Raw genomic sequence first — 20,987 nt, 5'->3', positions numbered from 1 at the left:
GGGGCGGTGTTGGCGACGTGCACCCGGATGTGCTGCGGGGTGTACTCGATCCGGCAGGTCGCACGGGCACCGGGGGCATGACGGCGGACGTTGGTGAGCGCTTCCTGGACGATGCGGTACGCGGCCAGCTCCACGGCCGCCGTGGTGTGCGGCCGTGAGCCGGAGAGCAGCAGTTTCACGGACCCGCCGGCGGCACGGTGGGCCTCGAGCAGGGCGGGGAGGTCCTCCAGGGACGGCTGCGGGGAGGCGGCCGTGGCGCCGTCCTCCTGGCGCAGGAGGTCGACGAGGCTGCGCAGCTCCGCGAGGGAGGCGCGGGCGGAGCGGGCGATGGACTGGAAGCCCTCGCGGGCCTCGGCGGACAGGTTCGGGAGAGTGTAGGTGTGCGTCTCCGCCTGTACGGCGATCACGGAGACGGTGTGGGCCACGATGTCGTGCAACTCGCGCGCTATCCGGGCGCGTTCGGCCGCCACGGCCTCCCTGCGCTCCATCTCCAGCAACCGCTGCCGGGCCGCCTCGCGCTCCCGGCGGTACTCCTCGCGGCTGCGGGCGGCGTCCCCCAGCACCACGGTGGCCGTGACGGCGCACGCCAGCACCAGCGATTCGGCGAAGTAGGACAGCGAACCGTCGGCGCCCAGCGCGGGCGTGGCCCCGCCCAGGTCGTAGACGCCCAGAGCGATGTGGCCCAGGTTGACCAGCACCGCTGCGGCGATCCCGCAGGCCGTCAGGACGACCGGGGGCAGCACGCGGTTGCGCGCGGAGGCGTACAGACCGGTCACGCCGGCCAGGCCGGTGGACAGCAGCAGCTCGGGCCGGAGGAGGAAGTTGAGCAGTGCGGCGACCGTCGCACAGACGGCGAGCCGGGGCCGGCGGCGGCGCCAGGCCAGCGGGAGCACCGCGCCGGCCGCCGTGACCAGGACGGCGGGTGCGGTGATGCGGCCCAGGGCGATCTCCACGACCGCCACCGCGGCGATCACGCCCGTGCTGACGGCCGGATACCAGGACCGACGCGGCACGTCCGCCAGGCGCAGGGCGGCAGGAGGACGCTGACGGGGCATACGCCGATTCTCCCGGCGCCGCCCGCCGGACGCGTCACCGTCCGGTTCGATCCCCGGCGCCGGTGTCGTACCACGGGTTGATGCCGAAGACCGCGGCTCGGTGTGACGAGCCGTGCGCCGTTCCTTCCAAGACTGGGGGCACCCGACTCGGAAGGCACGGCGCATGACCACAACTCCGTTATCTCCGTCAACTCCGTTGCCGCACCGTCCGCTTCCCGCGTCCCCGGATCCGCCACGGCCGCGTGGCGGGGCACGGCTCCTCGGCCGGACACGGACCGGGCCGTGGCCGGTGGTGTGGGCCGGGTGCGCGGTGGCGGCCGCGCTCATGGCCGCGGTCACCGACCTGGGGCCGCACCGCCTCTGGGGGCTGTGCGCGACCGGCGGATACGCCGTGGCCGCGGCCCTGGCGGCCGGCGCGCCGCCCCCGCGGCGCCGGGCCGCACCGTTCGTCGCCGTGGCGGGTGCGGTCGTTGTGCCCATGGTGTGGCTGATCGCCCACCGGCAGGGACAGCTCGAGGTCGACGTCGTGCATCGCTCCGGCGCGCTGCTGCTGAGCACCGGCGGCCCGTACCTGCCCGAGCCGGAGCGGATCGAGGACTACCACCCGTATCTGCCGGCCATGGCGCTGTTCGGGCTGCCGCACGCCCTGCTCGGCGACAGCCCCCTGGCCGATGCCCGCTGGTGGTTCGCGCTGGTGTTCTGCCTCGCCCTGGGGGTGGCCGCCCGTACGGTCGCCGGTCGCTGTGCGCCCGGGGGCCTCGCGGTCATGGCCGCCTTTCCGCTGCCGGCCCTGGCGCTGGCCACCGGAGGCGTCGACCTGCCGGTCACGGCGCTGATGTGCCTCGCCCTGGCGACCGCCGCCACGGGCCGCCCCGTGGCGACCGGGCTGGCCGCGGGAGCGGCGGCGGCGATGAAGTGGACGGCCTGGCCCGTGCTGGTGGTCGCGCCGGTCCTCCTCGCCGCGCGCCGGAGCGGCCGGGCCGCGGCGGGCGCCTGCGCGGTGGCCGCCACGGTCCTCGCCGGCCTGATCGTGCCGAGCGTCCTCGTCTCCCCGGGCGCCTTCGTCGAGCAGGTCCTGCTCTACCCCCTGGGAGCGGGCCGGGTCGCCTCGCCGGCCGCGAGTCCGCTGCCCGGGCATCTCATCGCCGCGCTCCTGCCGGGCGGGCGTCCGATTGCCCTTGCACTGCTCGCCCTGGCCGCGGTGGCCGTCGCCCTGTCGCTGGCGGCGAGACCCCCCGGACGCTGCTCGTGGCCGCCGACCGGCTGGCCCTCGCCCTCGTCCTGGCCGTCTGCCTGGCGCCCGCCACCCGCTTCGGCTACCTCCTGATGCCCGTGACCATCGCCGCCTGGTTCCGTCTGCAGTCCCGGTCCCGGGAACCTGTGCCTCGCGCCCGCTCCCGGGGCGCGGGGCCGTGGACCGGCCGGGCCGGGAGCGGGGCGGCCGGGCGGTCGGTGCCGGTTCCTGCGGGGCCGGGGCGCGGTGCCCGCCGGAGCCGTTGCGACGGGTCTCGGGGCGCGAAAGGTGCGTGAGCGCGGGGGTGCGTGAGGACGTGCGTCCCGGTGCCGCCCGCCCCGGCGGCACCGCGTACGGCCCGTGCACCTGCGTGAGCTTCCCGGAGGCGGTCCGGGCTGGCGCAGACTGGGACCGGGCCAGCCGGCCCCGAGACCGTCCGCCCAGGGAGAGTGCGTCCATGCCCCACCCGTACGTCCTGCTGTCCGCCGCCGTCTCCCTCGACGGGTACCTGGACGACACCGGCCCCGAGCGGCTGCTGCTGTCCAGCCCCGCCGACTTCGACCGGGTCGACGAGGTGCGGGCGTCCGTGGACGCGATTCTCGTCGGCGCCGGGACGATCCGGGCCGACAACCCGCGGCTGCTGGTGAACTCGCCGCAGCGGCGGGCGGCCCGGGTGGCCGCCGGGCGGGCGGAGTATCCGCTGAAGGTCGCGGTCAGCGCCTCCGGGGAGCTCGATCCGCAGGCGCGCTTCTGGCACACCGGCGGCGAGAAGGTGCTCTACACGACCGACGAGGGAGCGCGGCGGGCGCGCAAGGCGGGCATCGCCGCCGACGTGGTGCCCCTGGGCGCCGCACTCGACTGGAGCGCGCTGCTCGAGCACCTGCACGACGTGCGCGGGGTGCGCCGGCTCATGGTGGAGGGCGGCGGGACCGTCCACACGCAGCTGCTCCAGCAGGAACTCGCCGACGAGATGCAGCTGGTGCTCGCCCCGCTGTTCGTGGGGGACCCCGGGGCGCCGCGGCTGTTCGGGCCCGGGGCCTACCAGGGCGGGCGGCTGCGGCTGGTGGAGACACGGGCCATCGAGGACGTCGTCCTGATGCGCTACGAGCCGACCGCGCCCGGCACGGCGGACCGGGTCGTGCCGGCGGACCGGCACTGGCTGCGGCTCGCGTGCGAGCTGGCCGCACAGTGCCCGCCGTCGCGGACCGCGTTCAGCGTGGGTGCGGTGGTGGTCGCCGCCGACGGGACCGAACTCGCCCGCGGACACTCGCGGGAGGCCGGCGACCCGGCCGCGCACGCGGAGGAGGCGGCGCTGGCCAAGGTCGACCCGGCGGATCCGCGGCTGGCCGGTGCCACGGTGTACAGCAGCCTGGAGCCGTGCGCCCGCCGCTCCTCCCGGCCGCGTCCGTGCGCCCGGCTGATTCTGGACGCGGGGGTGCGGCGGGTGGTCACCGCCTGGCGGGAACCGGACACGTTCGTCGAGGACGCCGACGGGGCCGGGGTGCTGACGGCCGAAGGCGCGGCGGTCGTCGTGGTGCCGGAGTTCGAGGAGGCGGCCAGGGAGCCGAACCGGCATCTGCTGGGCTGAGCGGGGCCCGGGGGGAGGAGTCGGGCAGGACCGGGAAGAGGGCCCGGGAGAAATGCGTGCGCAAGCTGTCCCGCGCATGTCGTACACTGGGAGTGCACCGACGCGGGGTGGAGCAGCTCGGTAGCTCGCTGGGCTCATAACCCAGAGGTCGCAGGTTCAAATCCTGTCCCCGCTACTGGAGATTCGGGGCCGGAACTCCCTCGAGGGGTTCCGGCCCCGAACGTTTCCCGGGTGTGCAGTAGGACACAGTGGCGCGTGGTTTTCCTGACGTGTGGTCGGCCCACGGGGTCAAGTTGCCCCAATTTCTTCCTTCGTGGGCTGTAAGTTCTGGCCAGGAAGGCTGAATGATCAAGCCGAACGGCTTGGAATCGAGGCCTCGGTTCTATTAACGTCCGATAACGCAGAGCGCGGTCGTCCCAGCCGTCACAAGAGACGGCTCCGTGTGCGCCGAGTCCCGCAAGGGAGCCGGGGAACCAACAACTTGGGGTGAATCGAGCCCAACCGCCGTGGGAGCACGGTCGGTTGACGCGCGTAGGAGACCTTCCCCTCCGAACCCGTCAGCTAACCCGGCAGGCGATGGAAGGAAAGGAGTGCGCCTTCGTGGCGTCCAACCGGCTTGCCCCAGAAGCCCCGTTCGTGCCGGACCGGCACGGCATCGAGACCTTCGGCTACGGCAGCCGGCGTGCCGACGAGGGACCCTGGGAGGAGTGGAACCCCACCGAGGAGTCCCTCCGCCCGGCGCGCGGCCGGCACCGCGTCGCCAAGCAGCGCGGCGGCGGATTCGCCCGCAGCTCCACGGTCCTCGGCGTCGGCGTCATCGCCGCCGTCGGCGCGGGCGGCATGGCCAGCGCCAACACCAACAAGCCGCCGGTGGCCATCTCGGTGCCCGACCTGCCCTCCGTGAGCTCCCTGTTCGAGGAGACCCCCGAGGCTCCCGCGGGATCGGCGACCGCACTCAGCAGCGTGGGGGTGAGCACCGCCGACACCGCGCAGGGCACCGTCGACGCCGGCGAGGTGCTGCGCACCCGCATCATGGAGCAGGCCGAGCAGCAGCAGGCCCAGATCGAGGCCAAGGCCCTCGCACAGGCCGAGGCCGCTGCCGCGAAGAAGGCCGAGGAGGCCGCCGCGAAGGCGCGCAAGGAGGCCGAGGCCAAGGCCGCCGCCGAGAAGAAGAAGGCGGAGGAGGAGGCCGCGAGGAAGGCCGAGGAGGCGCGGCTGGCCGAGCTGGCCAAGCAGTACACGCTGCCGACCTCCTCGTACACGATCACCTCGTCCTACGGCCAGGCCGGCGCCATGTGGTCCTCCGGCTACCACACCGGTGTCGACTTCGCCGCACCCACCGGCACCCTGATCAAGGCGGTCCACAGCGGCACCATCACCGAGGCGGGCTGGGCCGGTTCCTACGGCTACCGCACGATCCTCACCCTCGACGACGGCACCGAGCTGTGGTTCTGCCACCAGTCGTCGATCAACGTCAGCGTCGGGCAGAAGGTCACCACGGGCGACGTCATCGGCCGTGTGGGCGCCACCGGCAACGTCACCGGGCCGCACCTGCACTTCGAGGTCCACCCGAACGGCCAGGCGGACGGGATCGACCCGATCGCGTGGCTGCGCAGCAAGGGCCTCAACCCCTGATTCGTCCGCCCGGCGGACCATCCCCTGAACGACACCGTCGCCCCCGTCCGGCGCATGCCGGGCGGGGGCGACGCATGCGGGACGAGCACCGGCCGACGGCTTCCTTCCGGCAAAGGACGGGAGCGGCACCCGGCAGGGGACGGGACCGACGCGCCGGCACGGACCCCGGTGCGGACCGCCCCGGATCCGCTACGGCCGCGTCCGGTACGGGTTGTACCAGGGAGGCGGTGCCACCGGCCCGTACGGCCCGTACCCGGAGGGCCACACGGGCGGCCACCCGGGTGCCCCGTACACCCCGTGCCCCGCGGGCCGCCCGGGCATCCCGGGCACCGGCCAGGGCGGCACGGCCACCGGCATCGTCATCCTGGCCGCCTGGTTCAGGGCGGGCTGCGCTATCTCCCGCCTGCGCCACAGCTCGTGCAGCAGCTCCCGCTCCCGGAGGACGAAGTCGGCACCGGCCCGCCCCCGGCGGCCCCGGTGCCGCAGATGCGCCAGCGAGGTGGCGTACCTGCCGTACTCGGCGACCGTCCGCGCCGCGGGCCTGCCGAAGTGGCGCCGGGCGTGGTTGCGGGCCAGCCGTCGGGCCCGCATGGAGCCGAGGGCGGGCGGTTCGGCCGGGGTGAGCCAGCCGGCGGCGACGTACACGGGCAGCTCCTCGCGCACGGTTCTCAGCTTCCGCTGCCGGGCCCAGACGACCAGCCAGGTCAGCAGCCCGAACGCGGGCACCATGAAGCCGGCGTAGACCGCGAGGAAGCCGTATGTGCCCAAGGACGCCGAGCCGTTCCACAGCGCGTGCATGCCCATGGCGAGCAGCAGCCCGGTCAGGGGCAGCAGGACGCGCCGCACCCGCTGGTGCTCCCCGGACAGCGCGGCGAAGCCGAAGCCGATGCCGGTGAACACGGTGAACAGCGGATGCGCGAAGGGCGACATGACGATGCGCACGAAGAAGGTCGCCGCGGTCACGGAGGCAAGGCCCCACTCGCCGTTGAGCCGGTCGGTGTCGAAGGCGGTGCCGAGATAGAGGATGTTCTCGGTGAACGCGAAGCCGGTCGCGGTCACCCCGGCGACGACCGCCCCGTCGACGATGCCGGTGACGTCGCGTCTGCGGAAGAGGAAGATCAGCAGCAGGGCGGCGGCCTTCGTGGTCTCCTCCACGACCGGCGCTATCACGGTCGCCCCGAGCGTGTCCACGTCGTCGGGGTCGGCGGTCGTCGTGGCGATCCAGTGGATGGCGAAGCTGTTGGCGACGATCGCCATGAGCGCCGCCGCGCACGCGCCCCAGGCGAAGGCGAACAGCATGTTCCGCCAGGGGCCGGGCTCGACCCGGCCCAGCCAGTGGAAGACGGCCAGCAGCAGCGGCACGGGCAGCACCGAGAGCCCGAGCCCGACGAGGAATCCCTCGGTACCGGTCTCCTGGCGCACCAGGGCGAGGATGACCAGCCCGGAGAGCGCGAGCAGGGCGATCAGGGCGCCGTACCGGACCCACCGGCGCTGCCACCAGTGCGTGTGCTGCGCAGCGGCCTCAGAAGAAGGAGGGACGGAAGGAGGCGCCGGGTACGGGCGGGAGGTGGCCACGGCATCGACCCTAACGAGGTCGCCGACGGGGTCACTGCGACGGTGCGTCGCCGGGTGCGTCCCGGTGCGGTACGCGACGGAAGAGCAGATCGTGCACCACATGGCCCTTGGCCAGGCCCTGCTTCTCGAACCGGGTCAGCGGCCGGAAGTCGGGGCGTGGTGCGAAACCGCCGCCGGGCATGGTGTTCTCGAAGTCCGGGTGCGCGGTCAGCACCTCGAGCATGTGCTCGGCGTACGGCTCCCAGTCCGTCGCGCAGTGCAGAAGCGCCCCGGGCCGCAGCCGGGAGGCGGCCAGCGTCAGGAACTCCGGCTGGATCAGCCGCCGCTTGTGGTGCCGCTTCTTGGGCCAGGGGTCGGGGAAGAAGACGCGCACCCCGTCCAGGGAGTCGGGGGTGAGCATCTCGCGCAGCAGGATGACGGCGTCGCCGTTGGCGACCCGGATGTTGGTGAGGCCGGCCCGGTCGGCGAGGTTCAGCAGACTGCCCTGACCCGGAGTGTGCACGTCGACGGCGAGGATGTTGGTGTCCGGATCCGCGGCCGCCATCTCGGCGGTGGCCTCGCCCATGCCGAAGCCGATCTCCAGCACGACCGGGTTCGTGTTCCCGAACAGCTCGGCCAGGTCGAGCACCCGCTGCCCGTCGATGTCCAGCCCCCACTTGGGCCACAGCCGCTGCAGCGCGTCGGCCTGCCCCGCCGTCACCCGGCTCCGGCGCGGCTGGAAACTCCGGATGCGCCGCTCGAAGCGCGTCCCGGCCGGATTGGCCTTGGGCCCGTCGGGAAAGCGCGGCTCACCCTTGGCCCGGGTGCGCCGGGCGGACGCACCGGGGGCGGGCGAGGGCTGCTCACCAGGGGCGGAAGCCTGGGGGATGTTCAGGGAGTCAGTCACAATAGGAACGATTTTACGGGGAAAGGCGCACCAACCGGCGCGGCCGGAGCACGCGCGGACCGCCGCCGCGGCGGTCCGGCCCCGCCCGCCGGGGCGGTCACCGCACCGACCTCAGCACGGCCAGGGCCCGGCGTGCCACCTCCCGGCCGATCGGCAGCGAGGCCGTCGCCGCGGGCGAGGGCGCGTTCAGCACATGCACGGCCCGGGCTCCCTCCTGGATCAGGAAGTCGTCCACGAGCGTCCCGTCCCGCAGCACCGCCTGCGCCCGCACCCCGGCGGGGGCCGGCACCAGGTCCTCCTCCCGCACCCCGGGCAGCAGCCTGCGCACCGCCCGGGTGAACGCCTTCTTCGACACCGACCGCCGCAGCTCCCCGGCCCCGTACCGCCAGTGCCGCCGCGCGATGTGCCACGACCCGGGCCAGCCCAGCGTCCCCGCCAGCTCCCGGGGCCGTACGACCCCCCAGCCGTACCCCTCGCGCGCGAGCGCCGGCACCGCGTTGGGCCCGATGTGCACACCGCCGTCGATCCCGCGGGTGAGATGCACCCCGAGGAACGGGAACGCCGGGTCCGGCACCGGGTACACCAGTCCCCGCACCAGCTCCGGCCGCGCCAGCTCGTAGTACTCCCCGCGGAACGGCACGATCCGCACCCGCGGCTCGTCGCCGGTCAGCCGCGCCACCTCGTCGCAGTACAGGCCCGCGCAGTTGACCAGCACACGGGCGCGCACGACGTCGCCGTGCCCGGTGCGCACGGCCACGCCCAGCTCCGGTCTCCGGTCCACCCGCACGACCCGCGCCCCGTAGCGGATCTCCGCCTTCGAGGCCTCTGCCAGCTGCCGCGCCATCGCCGTGAAGTCGCAGATCCCCGTCGTCCCGACGTGGATCGCGGCCAGTCCGCGCACCTCGGGCTCGTACTCCTGGATCTGCGCGGGGCCCAGCTCGCGCACCGGAATGCCGTTCTCCCGGCCGCGCTGCACCAGCGCGTGCAGCCGGGGCAGCTCCTCCCGCCCGGTCGCCACGATCAGCTTGCCGGTGACGGCGTGCGCGATGCCGTACTCCGCGCAGAACTCGACCGTCTCGGCGGCGCCCCGCACCGCGTACCGCGCCTTCAGCGAGCCCGGCCGGTAGTAGATCCCGCTGTGGATCACCCCGCTGTTGCGTCCCGTCTGGTGACGGGCCGGGCCCTGCTCCTTCTCCAGCACCGTCACCCGGGTGCCCGGCGCGGCACGCGTGAGGGCGTAGGCCGTCGACAGACCGACGATCCCTCCGCCGATCACCAGCACGTCGCAGTCGTAAGCGATCTCCGCCCGCACCCGCTCCACCTCCTGCACCCCATGGTGCACCGTGCCACCGGCCGGGCCCGCGGGGGCGAGAGGCGAAGCGGTGCCGAAGCGGTGTCCGGTGCGGCTCAGGCCGGTGCCGTCAGCAGGGGCCGCGCCCGCTCGCGCAGCTCCACCACACGGGGCTCGTCGCCGTAGGGCTCCAGCCGGTTCAGGAGGTCCTTGACGTACTCCGTGGTGCGCGCCGACGAGATGCGTCCGGCGACCTCCACCGCCCGCACCCCCTGTTCGCAGGCCGCGTCCAGGTTGCCGGACTCCAGTTCGGCGACCGCCGAGACGACCAGCCGCAGGCCGTGCGAGCGGACGAACTCCTCCGTCGGCTTCGACAGCGCCTGCTCGGTGAAGTGGCGGACCTGGCGGGGCGCCTTCAGGTCGCGGTAGCACTCGGCGGCGTCGGCGGCGAACCGGTCGTAGGTGTAGAAGCCGAGCCAGGACGGGTCGTTGTCGCCGTCGCGGGAGCGCTCCAGCCAGCTCTCGGCCGACTTCAGGGCGGCGCCGGCCGCCTGGGCGTCACCGGCCCGTGCGTGCGCGCGGGCCTCGACGAGCCGGAAGAAGCTCATGGTGCGGGCGGTGGCCAGGCCCCGGTTGCGCTCCAGGGCGGCCTGGGCGAGGTCGACCCCTTCCTCGCCGAAGCCGCGGTAGGTCGCCTGCAGGGACATCGATGCCAGCACATAGCCCCCGAGGGGGACGTCGGCCGCCGCGCGCGCCAGGCGCAGCGCCTGGATGTAGTACCTCTGCGCGGCCTCCTGCTGGCCGGTGTCGAAGGCCATCCACCCGGCGAGCCGGGTGAGTTCGGCGGACGCCCCGAACAGGGCCCGGCCGACCTCGTCGGAGTAGGAACCGAGCAGCAGCGGAGCCGCCTCGACCCGCAGGCACTCCGGCACCATCGACGAACGCCAGTCCCCGCCGCCGTACTTGGAGTCCCAGCGCCTGGCGTCCTCGGCGGCCTCCCGCAGCTTCTGCACATCGCTGTGGCCGACCCTGACCGGTGCGCCGGAGCCCTCCGAGGAGCTCGCCTCGCGCGCCACCGAACTGTCGGCCGGGGTTATCAGCCACCGCGACGTGGGCGTCGCGTACGCGCTCACGGAGAACGACCCGGCGAGCGACTGCCAGACGCTGCCGGAGCCGCCCCGGCGGCTGCCGAGGTCGAGCCGGTACAGCTCCGTCGCCGACTTCACCGCCTGCCCCACGTCCCGGGGGAAGGAGAGCCCCACCTCGGGAGCGGGGTCCACGTCCGCCAGACCGATCTCGTGGAGCGGCACCGGACGGCCGAGCTTCTGACCGATGGCGGCGGCGATCAGGTGCGGCGCCGCACCCTGCGGCACCATTCCCTTCGAGACCCAGCGCGCCACCGAGGTCTTGTCGTAGCGAAGCGTCAACCCGCGTTGGGCGCCGAGGTCGTTGACACGCCGTGCGAGTCCTGCGTTGCTGATTCCCGCGAGGGCGAGAACGGCGCCGAGCTTTTCGTTCGGCCCGCGTTGCTCCCTGGACATGCGCCACCCCTCGACACAGACGGCTGCCGCGCTGGCATAACCACGCGGCATTCGTAAACCCAGCGTAGTTCGCCGCATCCCAAGCGTTAAGGGGCATTCTTCCGGTTGGCGGGATTGTGGCCCGTGCGGAAGGCACGGCTCCTGCACGCAGGGTTGCGGCGTGCTCCCGGTGTGTGGCCGTGCGCCCGCCCGTGCGCTCTTCTCCGGCCACCGCGGGAGCGGTTCGATGGTTCCCGCGTGGGTCGGCCCGCTGTACTGGATCCAGTGGGCTGGGGGACACCGCCGCCTCCATCCCCGCGGGCGGCGGGACGGTCCGGGAGGCGGACTCCGCCTCCCGGACCGTCTGGTGTCTGTGCGTTGCGCACAGTGTGCACGGAGCGTGGGGCACGTCTGTTCCCGTGTCGCCGAATTGGCCGGAAAACATCCCCTCTTCTCCGGATGAATCACCGCTCCTACCACGGCACTTGACGGTGCGCAGGGTGTCGGGGGAGCGCATCCGGGAGCGCATTCGCGTCGCAATGCCCTTGTGGAGCAAGCGCATTCACCGTCGTTCGACAGGTGCGCGGGGGGGGCGCACACAGTGCACGGAGGGTGGCTCCGCATCCCCTCCCGTGCGCCTCCTTCGTGGCAGCATGGAGAACCGGTTCGTGCGGTGCACTGGTTGCCCACAGGGTGTGGAGGCGTCGATGCGGTGGTTGGTGGGATGGAGCAGCGCCGCCGCGGGGACTGCCGGGGCCGGCGGACACCACGGACACGACCGGTACGACGGGTACGGCGAGTACGCCGGGTACGGCGCATACGACGAACAGGCCGTGCAGCCGGTGGGTTCCCAGCTGCTGTGGGGCGGTCCCGACCCGCTGTGGGCGGTCGGCGACTGGCGCCCGGACGAGGTCCGGGTGGTACGGGCCGACGCCCAGACCAGCATCGCGGTGCTCGGCATCTGCGGAGCCTCCGACGAACAGCTGCGGGTCGGCCTGCTCGCCGCGCGCGGCGGCGCGCTGCGGCATCTGACCGCCTGGCCCGGCAGCTACACCGTCGTGGTGCGGGTGGGCCGCCGCATCACCGTGTGCGGCGATCTCGCCGGCGCCCGCCCGGTGTTCCACACCTCCTGGGCCGGCGGCACGGCGTATGCGACGGCCGCGCTGCCGCTGGCCGACCTCGTCGAGGCCAACCTCGACTTCGGATACCTGGCCGCCCTGCTGGCCGCCCCCGAGGTACCGGCCGCGCTGCACGACTCCACGCCCTACGAGGGCGTCCGGCGCATCCCCCCGGGACACGCGCTGATCCTGCGTGCGGGGGCGCGCGAGATCGCCGGGTACGAGCCGGTCGCCTCCCTCGCGGTGGCGGCACCCCCCGCCGACCCGGACAGCGCGGTCGACGCGCTGCGCGAGGCGCTGGTGGAGGCCGTCCGCACCCGGCTGTCCGCACCCCGCCACGTGCCCGACCTCGACCCCGGCCCGGTGCCCGGCATGGGGCCCGCCGAACGCCGCGCGGCCCGCGGGATGCCGGTGCCCGGCATCGGCGCCGACCTGTCCGGGGGACCGGCCTCGGGCACGCTGGCCCTGCTGGCCGCCGGACTGCCCGGCATACCGGGCACCCTCCTGGGCCACGGCACCGAGGCCGGCGAGCGTCTGCTGGCCGTCACCTTCAACGACCTCACGGCCGCCGGACGCGAGGCCGAGCTCGAGCGCGCCGGGACGCTCGCGGCGAGCCCGCGTCTGCACCACGTGGTGGTGACCGGCGGCGAGGACGTCCTGCCCTACGCCGACCTCGACGGCCCGCTGACCGACGAACCGGGGCCGTCCCTGGTCGAGGCGGCGCGGCACCGCGCGCGGCTTGCCTCCGGCAGCGCCGACCACTTCACCGGCTACGGCGCCCGGCAGGTCCTCGACGCCCATCCCGCGCGCCTGGCCGATCTGCTGATGGACCGCAAGCGCCGTCACCTGGTGAGACCCGTCGCCGCGCTCGCCAAGGCCGACGGGTCGATCACGGTCCCCGCACGCGTGTACCGAGCGGCGCGGCGGCTGGCACGGACCCCCTACCGCACGGGACTCGAGCTGCTCGCCGAACGGCTGCTCAGCCGCCGCTTCGACGAACCCCAGGGCGCCGTGGGGGCGTCGCTGGCCGCCCTCACCTGGGCCAGACCCGGCCCTGCGGCCCGGTGGCTGACCGGGGAGGCACTGGCCGAAGTATCGGTTCGTCTGCGCAGGGCGCCGAGCAGTTCCGCGGCGGGACCCGGACAGCGGCCGGGCGACCACCGCGCACGTGCCGCCCTCGCCCGGCAGGCGGCCGACCTGCGCATCCTGGAACAGGCCGCCGAGATCCGCTCCCAGCGCCTGCACATGCCGTTCCTCGACAACCAGGTCGTCCGCGCCTGCCGCGCCCTGCCGGAGGCCCTGCGGGTGCGGCCCGGCGCACGGGCGGCGATCCTGCGCACGGTCCTCCAGGGCGCGGGAGTGGGCGAGCTGCCGCCCGGCTGGGGCGCCCCCTCGCACGCCTCGTCGACGGCCGCCGCCCGCACGGGACTGCGCGTGGCCGCCGACGACCTGGTGGACCTCTTCTCCGCCCCCCTGCTCGCCGACGCCGGCCTGGTGGAGGCCCGGGTGGTCCGCAGGGCCGTGCGCGCGGCGGCCCAGGGCGAACCGCTCCCGCTGGACGGTCTCGCGGACCTCGTGTCCCTGGAACTGTGGCTGCGCCGGCTGCTCTCCCGCCGCGGCACCTGCTGGACCGGCATGCCCACACGCGCCCGCGCGGTGCCGGCGGGCATCGCCCCGCGGCGCGGCGCACTGGCCTCCGGACGCTGAGCGCACCCGGCCCGGCGGCCGGACGAGGCCGGCGGGACGGTGCCACGAACGGCGCCCGCACGGCCGGCCGGGACGCCCGGCCCCCGAGCGGCGGCCCCGCGCCCCGGCGGCCGAGCCCCGGCCCGGCGCACGAGGAGACCTGCGGCTCCCGGCCTTCCCGGCCCGAAGCCGCACCGGCCTCACACCGTCACGCCGGCCGTGAACGCAGCCCCTCCAGCAGAATGTCCAGCAGCCGCGCCGACGCCGCGGCGTGCTGCGCCGGGTTCGGCAGCGCGGGCGCCGCCGTGGCGATGACCAGCAGCACGTCCGACACCGACACGTCCGGCCGCAGCTCGCCCGAGGCACGCGCCCGCTCCACGAGCCGCCCCACGACCTCCAGCAGCTCCGCCGCCCCGGCGTCGTCCTGGGCCGCCGCGCCCTCGGACGCGGCCCCGAACTCCCCGCCATCCGGACGGGACCGCTGCTGCGGCACCCGGCCGTCGGCTTTCCGGCCCGCATCGCCGGGGTGCTCCTCGGCGACCCCCACCCGCAGCACGTGCGGGGGCAGCAGCCGCCCGGCACCGGACGCCACCGAGGTGCGCAGGAAGCGGGAGAGCGCCGACCACGGCTCGTCCTCCTGTCCGAGCGCGGCCCGCGCCTGCTCGGTCAGCCGGGCGATCTCCTCCTCGGCTATGCGCCGCACCAGGACGTCCTTGCTCGGAAAACGCCGGTACACCGTGCCGACCCCGACCCGCGCGCGCCGCGCCACGTCCTCCATCGGCGCGCCGTACCCCAGCTCCCCGAAGACCTCACGTGCCGCCCGCAGCACATGCTCGAGATTGCGCTGCGCGTCCACACGCAGCGGCGTCGTCCGGCCCGACCGGGCCTCCTCCCCGCGCCCGGTGCCCGACGCCGCGGTCGCCGCCCTGCCGGCCGGCCCGGCCGACCTGGCGGACGTGGCGGACGCAGCGGACCCATGAGTGTCCTGAATGTGCATGAATGATCCCCCGGTAATGACGTCTCCCCCCGGAGACTCTCCCCGTCACCGATTCCGGGATGCGCACAACGGAGATCACGCACGACCGGGCCCGCCCCCCGGGATCCGGTGGTACTCCGCGGGCTCGCTCGACCACTCCCCACACCCCGTCCACACGAACATAGTTGAGGGAGAGTCAATTCAGAAGGGGCAGATTCCGCACGGAGCGCCCCCCGATCGGAGCACGAGCCGTATACGCCCGGAATGCCCCCTCTTCGGTTCCCCTTCCACACGGGCTGACCTGTGCTTTTTCTCTCACAGCGGTATTTCGGCCAACCCCGCGCCGCTCCGGCCGGCGGTCACACGATGTGCCGGGCCTGTGGACAAACGACCGCACCCGGTGCGTCATGGGAAGGTGAAGGAACGCGCGCGCATTCTCGTTGTCGGCGGGGGCTACGTCGGGATGTACACGGCCCTGCGTCTGCAACGGACGATGAGACACGAGCTCAGGCGGGGCGAGGCCGAGATCACGGTGGTCACGCCCGCCCCCTACATGACGTATCAGCCCTTCCTGCCCGAAGCCGCCGCCGGCGCGATCTCGCCCCGGCACGTCGTCGTCCCCCTGCGCCGCGTCCTCGGCCGGTGCCGCATCATCGTCGGCGAGGTCACCTCCGTCGACCACGCGCACCGCACCGCGACCCTCACCACCCTCGCCACCGAGGAGACCGGGGGCACCGAGAAGCTGACCTACGACGAACTCGTCCTGGCCCCGGGCTCCGTCTCGCGCACCCTGCCCATCCCCGGCCTCGCCGAGCACGGCATCGGCTTCAGGAGCGTCGAGGAGGCCATCGGCCTGCGCAACCACGTCCTCGAGCAGATGGACATCGCCTCCTCCACCCGCGACCCCGGCATCCGCGACGCCGCCCTCACCTTCGTCTTCGTCGGCGGCGGCTACGCGGGCGTGGAGGCGCTCGGCGAGCTGGAGGACATGGCCCGCTACGCCACGCGCTACTACCACAACGTCGAGCCCGAGGACATGAAGTGGATCCTCGTGGAGGCCTCGGACCGGATCCTGCCCGAGGTCGACGAGAAGCTGAGCCGCTACACCCTCACCCAGCTGCGCCGCCGCAACATCCAGGTCCTGCTCCGCACCCGCCTGGAGTCCTGCGCCGACCGGGTCGCCGTCCTCAGCGACGGGCAGCGCTTCCCCACCCGTACGGTCGTGTGGACCGCCGGTGTCAAACCGCACCCTCTTCTTGCCGCCACCGACCTGCCGCTCAATGGGCACGGGCGTCTGAAATGCACCGCCCGGCTGACCGTCGAGGGCGTCGCACACGCCTGGGCCGCGGGCGACGCCGCGGCCGTGCCCGACGTCACCGCCGCCGCACCGGGCAGCCTGACCCCGCCCACCGCCCAGCACGCCCTCCGCCAGGCCAGGCTCCTGGCCGACAACATCGGCCGCTCCCTGCGCGGCGAGCCCCTGAGGACCTACGCGCACAGGCACGCCGGCGCGGTCGCCTCGCTCGGACTGCACAAGGGCGTCGCACAGATCCACGGGCACAGGCTGAAGGGCCTCCCCGCCTGGCTCATGCACCGCGCCTACCACCTCAGCAGGATGCCCACCTTCAACCGCAAGGCCCGGGTGCTCGCCGAATGGACCCTCGCGGGACTGTTCCAACGGGAGATCGTCTCCCTGGGATCGCTCGAACACCCCCGTGCGGAATTCGAACTCGCGGTCAGGGGAAAACACCCCCTTGACCCGAACACCCACCCGAAAGGGTCGTCCTGACCGAACAGCGGAACTTCTCCGCACGCCCCGGCGTCCCACGGATGACGTGTTCCCGCTGTGACGCACCCCCAGGGCGGTAAGAATGTGCGGCACCGCCGCGCGGCCCCGGAATCCCCGGCCGAGCCCGGAGCCGGCCCGAGACGACGACACAAGGCAAGGATTCGTGAACTTCACGCGCTGGAGCGCCCGGCTCCCCGGCATCCCCGGAACACAGCGTCGCGCCGCAGCGCGGACCGAGCACGCGTCCGTCCCGGCCCGCCGGACGGACGGCTCCGTGCCCGCGGCCCGCGCCGGGCAACCGACCGACGAGCCAGGACCGGTGCCCGCCGTCGACGAACTCCCCGTACGCGAGGTCCTCGACCGCGTCCCGGCCCTCGTCGCCCTCGTCCACGGCCCCGACCACCGCATCGCCTACGTCAACGACGCCTACACGGCGGCCTTCGGCACACGCCCCCTCGGCACACCCGCCCGCGAGGCCCTGCCCGAACTGCGCGAACTGGGCCTGCTCCCGCTGCTCGACCAGGTCCTGCGCAGCGGCAGACCCCGCACCCTGAAGTCCCGCAAGGCCGTCGACGGCCGCTCCTACACATTCACCTGCACACCGGTGACCGCGAACGGCCGCCCCACCGCCGGCACCGGCGTCCTGATCTTCGCCACCGACGTCACCGATCACGCCGAGGCCGCCGAACGGCTGCGCACCAGCGAGCGCCGGCAGCGCGAGACCGCGGTCACCCTCCAGCGCTCCCTCCTGCCCCAGGACCTGGAACAGCCGGACGACCTGCGCATCGCCGCCACCTACCGGCCGGGCGGCACGGAGAGCGCGGTCGGCGGCGACTGGTACGACGTCATCACCCTCGGCGGCGGCCGCACGGCCCTGGTCATCGGCGACGTGATGGGACGCGGAGTGCGGGCAGCCGCGATCATGGGCCAACTCCGCACCGCCGTCCGGGCCTACGCCCGTCTGGACCTTCCCCCGCACGAAGTGCTCCAGCTCCTCGACGGCCTCGCCATGGAGATCGACGCCAACCAGATCGCCACCTGCGTCTACGCCGTCCACGACCCCAACGAGGGCCGGCTGGTGTACGCCTCCGCGGGACACCTGCCGATCCTCGTCCGCGACGAGAACGGCACCGTCCTGCGCGCCGACGACCCCATCGGGCCGCCGCTCGGCACCGGCGGCTGGGTGCACTCCTCCGGCTCGATCCCCCTGGGCCCCGGCGCCACGGCGGTCCTCTACACCGACGGCCTGGTGGAGCGCCGCGGCGAGGACCTCGACGAGGGCATCGCCGCCCTGGAACACGCCCTCGCCGGCGCCACCGGCACCCCCCAGGTGATCTGCGACCGCCTGGTCCGCTCGGCCGGAGTCCAGGCCGACCACGACGACGACGTGGCCGTTCTCGTCCTCCAGCACCCCGTCCGCACCGGCCCGGACGCCGAGCTCTTCCGCAACGCGGCCCTCGAACTGCTCGGCGGAGTGGAAGCGGCCCCCCACGCGCGTGCCTTCGCCTCCGGGGTGCTCACCAGCTGGCGCTTCCCGTCCGACCTGCACGACCTGGGCGTCCTCGCCGCGAGCGAACTGGTCGCCAACTCCCTCCAGCACGGCACCCCGCCCATGCGTCTGCGGCTGCGCCGCACCGACCGCCGCCTCATCGTCGAGGTCACCGACGGCGACGACCACCTTCCCCGCCGCCGGTGCGCCGGCCCCACCGAGGAGTCCGGCCGCGGCATCGCCATCATCGCCGCGATCGCCGCCAACTGGGGTTCCCGCAGAACCCCGGACGGGGGCAAGGCGGTCTGGTGCGAGTTCCTGCTCCCGCAGGACACGGGACGGACGGGGAGCCGATGACGGCGGCCTGAACGGAGAACGGCCACCGGCCGGGCGGGCCGAGCACAGCCCGGCCGGAATCCGGCAGGAACGCGCAGGAACGCGCGGAACTCGACAGGAGCCAGCGGATCACGCCTTGGTGGCCTGAGCCCCCGTCACCGGCCCGCCCCGTGCGACCACCCGGCTCCGCGCGGCCCACGGATGGTCCTGCACCGGCGTCAGCCACCGGCCCAACCGCAGCGCGAGCACGCTGATCGACAGCGAGAACGCCAGGAACGTCACCACGTACGGCCCGGGCAGCGAGGCCGCCAGCGGTCCGCCCACCGCCGGTCCCAGCGCCAGCGCCAGCTGTTTCACCAGGGCGAAAGCCGAGTTGTACTGTCCCGCCAGCCCGTCCGGTGCCAGATCCGCCACCAGCGGTGCGACCGTCGGCGACAGCATCGCCTCACCGAGCCCGAACAGCGCGTACGTCGACACGAACGCGACCGTGGCCACCACATGGCCGGCGTGCCCGAGCCCCGCGTACGCCGCCGCGGCCCACGCGAGCGCCCAGATCAGCCCCACCGCCGCGATCACCCGCGACCGCCTCCGCCGCTCGACGAACTTCAGCACGGCGAACTGCGCCGCCACGATCATGAACGTGTTCGCGGCCAGTGCGGTCCCCAGCGTCGACGTCGAGACCCCGGCGGCCTCCACACCGTAGGCGCTCAGTCCCGACTCGAACTGTCCGTAGCAGGCGAAGAACAGCACAAAGCCCAGCACGCACAGCTGCACCATGGCCCGGTTCCGGAGCAGCTGCCTCCAGCCGCCCCTCGCCGGCTGCCCGGCCCCGGCCGGCGCGTCCCCGGTCCGCGGCGAGCGCGGCATCCGGATCGTCGACATCAGCACGACCAGCAGCAGGAACACCGCTGCTTCGATCGCGAACAGCAGGGTGAAGGAGGAGACCCGGGAGGTGTCGACGAAGTGCCCCCCGATGAGGCCGCCCACGCCCAGTCCCAGGTTCTGCAGGAAGAACTGCATCGCGAACGCCCGCGACCGCGTCTCCAGGGTCGAGCAGTCCACGATCATCGTCGCCAGCGCCGGCTGCATCACGGCCTGTCCGGCGCCGAGTGCCGCCGCCGACAGCAGTACGGCCCCGGCGTCCGCCGCCAGTCCCAGACTCAGTGCGCCCAGCGCGGCCGTGACCAGGGCGGCGAGCAGGACCGGCAACGGACCGTGCCGCACGATCGCCCGGCCGGCGAACGGCAGCACGATCAGCGCGGCCACGGCGAAGACGGCGAGGACGAGCCCCGCCGTCGTGGCCCCCAGCCCCCGGACCTGCGCGACATAGACGTACAGATAGGGGACGGTGAAGCCGAGCCCGAACGCGCTGAGTGCGTTGCCCACATGGATCCGGCGCATCGCCGTGTCCATCGCCCTGGTCACGTTCACCTCTTTCTTCTCTCTGGTCGCTCTTGACGCTCTTGCTCGACCCTTGCGGGTCTTCCTTGCGGACGGTTGAAGCACTCGGCAGTCGAATGTGAACACTTAGAAGCTAAACTTCAATGCTGAAGAGTACATCTCTAAGGACTTCAACACCAAGTCAAGACGTGTCATACTGCGCCCATGGGCGACACCTCCGGCATCGGCGCCGGCACCGAACCGACACTTGAAGAGCAGATCGCCGCCTATCAGCGCGAGTTCCAGGACCTCGACCCCCAGGTCGAGCAGATCGTCTCCGCGCTGTCCCGGCTCAACCGCCGGATGAACGTCGCCTACAGCCGGCAGACCGCCGCACTCGGCATCACCAACGCCGACTGGGAGGTCCTCAAGGCCCTCGTCCTCTCCGGCGCCCCGTACCGCATGGGCCCGAGCGACCTCGCCAAGCGCCTCGGCCTGACCCCGGCGGCGATGACCCATCGCATCGACCGGATGGTCGCCGAGGGCCTGGTCACCCGGAAACGCGACGAGGCCAACCGCGTCCGTGTCATCGTGGAGCTGACCCCCGCCGGCCGTGAGAAGTGGCTCGAGGCCATGCGCCTGGCCACGGTCTTCGAGGGCAACCTCCTGCAGGACCTGTCCCCGGCGGAGCGCACGGCCCTCGGCGAGATGCTGATCAGGCTGCTCCGCCGTGTCGAGGACGCCCAGCCGGACGCCGGCGGACGGCTCAACGACCTGGACGAAAACTTCGGCCAGGGCGCTTGACAGCCCCCTGGTGGATCCGTAAAGTTCCTCAGGTTGCCGCAGAGCTGTAACGGTTCTACGGCAGCACTTTCCGCCGCACAAGCGGCACCCCAACCACGAGCGTGATCTCCCTGCAGGGTTGTTTTTGGCGTGCCCAAAAACAATTCATGCACGGGACTCGCCGATCTCGAATCGGAACACCGAGAGTCCGATTGGGAATCGCCGAGGGAATCCGCTAAAGTCTGGGACGTCGGAGCGGCCCGAGGGCCGTGAAGACAAACCCCGCTGACCGGGGATCAGATCGGCAAGAAGATCTGATAGAGTCGGAAACACCGAAGGGAAGCGCCCGGAGGAAAGCCCGTGAAGGGTGAGTACGAAGGAAGCGTCCGTTCCTTGAGAACTCAACAGCGTGCCAAAAGTCAACGCCAGATATGTTGATGCCCCGACACCGGGCGGGTCTGGTTCGGATCTGTCTGGTGGCGTGGTTCCTTTGAAGAACACAGCGAGGATGCTGTGGACCGGGTGGGGATGATTCCTTCCCATTCTGGTCCGGCTCTCGTGGTGTGTGTGACCGGATATCCGGTTAGGCATTCACGGAGAGTTTGATCCTGGCTCAGGACGAACGCTGGCGGCGTGCTTAACACAT

At 73.2% G+C, this 20,987-nt stretch carries 14 protein-coding genes, 1 tRNA gene and 1 riboswitch; of the genes, 8 read left to right on the top strand and 7 right to left on the bottom strand.

Going from position 1 to position 20,987, the window contains the following annotated elements; all coding sequences use genetic code 11:
• The coding region (locus CCN35_RS06355) for a sensor histidine kinase (protein ID WP_086791799.1) at positions 1 to 1,055 on the bottom strand (1,055 nt) is incomplete at its 3' end.
• Between the two features lie 310 nt (positions 1,056 to 1,365).
• On the opposite strand from CCN35_RS06355, the gene CCN35_RS06350 reads away from it, so the two are divergent.
• The 4 genes from CCN35_RS06350 to CCN35_RS06335 all read left to right on the top strand — a co-directional run bounded on the left by CCN35_RS06350 (position 1,366) and on the right by CCN35_RS06335 (position 5,512).
• The gene (locus tag CCN35_RS06350) at positions 1,366 to 2,382 is read left to right on the top strand and encodes a glycosyltransferase 87 family protein (RefSeq protein ID WP_201450924.1); all 1,017 of its coding nucleotides are present in this window, start codon (positions 1,366 to 1,368) and stop codon (positions 2,380 to 2,382) included.
• 364 nt (positions 2,383 to 2,746) lie between these two features.
• The gene (locus CCN35_RS06345) at positions 2,747 to 3,877 is read left to right on the top strand and encodes a dihydrofolate reductase family protein (RefSeq protein WP_067399460.1); all 1,131 of its coding nucleotides are present in this window, start codon (positions 2,747 to 2,749) and stop codon (positions 3,875 to 3,877) included.
• 101 nt (positions 3,878 to 3,978) lie between these two features.
• Positions 3,979 to 4,052, top strand: a tRNA-Met gene (locus CCN35_RS06340).
• 260 nt (positions 4,053 to 4,312) lie between these two features.
• A riboswitch (cyclic di-AMP (ydaO/yuaA leader) is annotated at positions 4,313 to 4,468 on the top strand.
• A gap of 9 nt (positions 4,469 to 4,477) precedes the next feature.
• Positions 4,478 to 5,512, top strand: a complete 1,035-nt coding sequence (locus CCN35_RS06335; protein ID WP_067399463.1) for a M23 family metallopeptidase — start codon at positions 4,478 to 4,480, stop codon at positions 5,510 to 5,512.
• Positions 5,513 to 5,701: 189 nt separating this feature from the next.
• Here the strand turns inward: CCN35_RS06335 and CCN35_RS06330 are convergent, their stop codons facing one another.
• The 4 genes from CCN35_RS06330 to CCN35_RS06315 all read right to left on the bottom strand — a co-directional run bounded on the left by CCN35_RS06330 (position 5,702) and on the right by CCN35_RS06315 (position 10,805).
• Positions 5,702 to 7,087: a PrsW family intramembrane metalloprotease gene (locus CCN35_RS06330; RefSeq protein ID WP_245863027.1), complete on the bottom strand. Its 1,386-nt coding sequence runs from the start codon at positions 7,085 to 7,087 to the stop codon at positions 5,702 to 5,704.
• 31 nt (positions 7,088 to 7,118) lie between these two features.
• A complete protein-coding gene (gene trmB / locus CCN35_RS06325) occupies positions 7,119 to 7,973 on the bottom strand; it encodes a tRNA (guanosine(46)-N7)-methyltransferase TrmB (RefSeq protein ID WP_086791795.1) in 855 nt (284 codons plus the stop codon).
• A gap of 97 nt (positions 7,974 to 8,070) precedes the next feature.
• Positions 8,071 to 9,294 (bottom strand): L-2-hydroxyglutarate oxidase, encoded by a 1,224-nt coding sequence (gene lhgO, locus CCN35_RS06320; RefSeq protein WP_067399497.1) that lies wholly within the window; start codon positions 9,292 to 9,294, stop codon positions 8,071 to 8,073.
• An 86-nt stretch (positions 9,295 to 9,380) separates the two neighbouring features.
• A complete protein-coding gene (locus tag CCN35_RS06315) occupies positions 9,381 to 10,805 on the bottom strand; it encodes an NsdA family TPR-like regulatory protein (RefSeq protein ID WP_067399472.1) in 1,425 nt (474 codons plus the stop codon).
• 686 nt (positions 10,806 to 11,491) lie between these two features.
• Here CCN35_RS06315 and CCN35_RS06310 point away from each other — a divergent pair.
• A complete protein-coding gene (locus CCN35_RS06310) occupies positions 11,492 to 13,609 on the top strand; it encodes an asparagine synthase-related protein (RefSeq protein ID WP_067399475.1) in 2,118 nt (705 codons plus the stop codon).
• A gap of 187 nt (positions 13,610 to 13,796) precedes the next feature.
• On the opposite strand, the gene CCN35_RS06305 is transcribed toward CCN35_RS06310, so the two are convergent.
• Positions 13,797 to 14,585, bottom strand: a complete 789-nt coding sequence (locus CCN35_RS06305) for a TetR/AcrR family transcriptional regulator (RefSeq protein WP_086791793.1) — start codon at positions 14,583 to 14,585, stop codon at positions 13,797 to 13,799.
• Between the two features lie 394 nt (positions 14,586 to 14,979).
• Between CCN35_RS06305 and CCN35_RS06300 the strand changes: the two genes are divergently transcribed.
• Positions 14,980 to 16,353: an FAD-dependent oxidoreductase gene (locus CCN35_RS06300; RefSeq protein WP_086791791.1), complete on the top strand. Its 1,374-nt coding sequence runs from the start codon at positions 14,980 to 14,982 to the stop codon at positions 16,351 to 16,353.
• Between the two features lie 163 nt (positions 16,354 to 16,516).
• Positions 16,517 to 18,199: a SpoIIE family protein phosphatase gene (locus CCN35_RS06295; RefSeq protein ID WP_067399480.1), complete on the top strand. Its 1,683-nt coding sequence runs from the start codon at positions 16,517 to 16,519 to the stop codon at positions 18,197 to 18,199.
• Between the two features lie 108 nt (positions 18,200 to 18,307).
• Here the strand turns inward: CCN35_RS06295 and CCN35_RS06290 are convergent, their stop codons facing one another.
• The gene (locus CCN35_RS06290) at positions 18,308 to 19,579 is read right to left on the bottom strand and encodes an MFS transporter (RefSeq protein WP_201450925.1); all 1,272 of its coding nucleotides are present in this window, start codon (positions 19,577 to 19,579) and stop codon (positions 18,308 to 18,310) included.
• Between the two features lie 204 nt (positions 19,580 to 19,783).
• Here CCN35_RS06290 and CCN35_RS06285 point away from each other — a divergent pair, with 204 nt between their 5' ends.
• On the top strand, positions 19,784 to 20,362 hold the full coding sequence (locus tag CCN35_RS06285; RefSeq protein WP_067399489.1) for a MarR family winged helix-turn-helix transcriptional regulator: 579 nt from the start codon (positions 19,784 to 19,786) through the stop codon (positions 20,360 to 20,362).
• Positions 20,363 to 20,987: the final 625 nt, after the last annotated feature.

Origin of the sequence: Streptomyces thermovulgaris (assembly GCF_002155915.1) — a bacterium.
Classification (GTDB): Bacteria; Actinomycetota; Actinomycetes; order Streptomycetales; family Streptomycetaceae; genus Streptomyces; species Streptomyces thermovulgaris.
Note: the sequence above shows the minus strand (reverse complement) of the source record. Positions and strands in the feature narration are given on the sequence as shown.

Excerpts from the sequence above, each read along its gene's own strand:
- CCN35_RS06345 (WP_067399460.1), top strand. The coding sequence starts at position 2,747 with ATGCCCCACCCGTACGTCCTGCTGTCCGCCGCCGTCTCCCTCGACGGG.
- CCN35_RS06315 (WP_067399472.1), bottom strand. The coding sequence starts at position 10,805 with ATGTCCAGGGAGCAACGCGGGCCGAACGAAAAGCTCGGCGCCGTTCTC.
- CCN35_RS06310 (WP_067399475.1), top strand. The coding sequence starts at position 11,492 with ATGCGGTGGTTGGTGGGATGGAGCAGCGCCGCCGCGGGGACTGCCGGG.
- CCN35_RS06305 (WP_086791793.1), bottom strand. The coding sequence starts at position 14,585 with ATGCACATTCAGGACACTCATGGGTCCGCTGCGTCCGCCACGTCCGCC.
- CCN35_RS06290 (WP_201450925.1), bottom strand. The coding sequence starts at position 19,579 with ATGCGCCGGATCCATGTGGGCAACGCACTCAGCGCGTTCGGGCTCGGC.
- CCN35_RS06285 (WP_067399489.1), top strand. The coding sequence starts at position 19,784 with ATGGGCGACACCTCCGGCATCGGCGCCGGCACCGAACCGACACTTGAA.